Here is a 281-nt window from a genome sequence, read left to right on the forward strand (position 1 = left end):
GGTTATACTTAGCTGACCTTGCTGCCACTAAAGACCAAACTGGAGCAGCTATGAGATTAGGAAGAACATCTACTTACTTAGATATAGATGTTGAAAGAGAGTTACAAGACGGAAAAATTACTGAAAAAGTAGTTCAAGAATTAATAGATCAATTCGTAGTGAAATTAAGCCATATTAGATTCCTAAGAACTCCAAAATATGATGCATTATTTAGTGGTGATCCTACTTGGGTTACAGAAACTGTTGGAGGTATGTTAGCTGATACTCATTCATTAATAACT

At 34.2% G+C, this 281-nt stretch carries 1 protein-coding gene; it reads left to right on the forward strand.

Going from position 1 to position 281, the window contains the following annotated elements; all coding sequences use genetic code 11:
- A partial coding sequence (locus AYC59_RS01235) for a pyruvate formate lyase family protein (protein ID WP_281177373.1) occupies positions 1–281 on the forward strand: 281 nt, incomplete at both ends.

It is taken from the genome of Pseudostreptobacillus hongkongensis (genome assembly GCF_001559795.1).
Classification (GTDB): Bacteria; Fusobacteriota; Fusobacteriia; order Fusobacteriales; family Leptotrichiaceae; genus Pseudostreptobacillus; species Pseudostreptobacillus hongkongensis.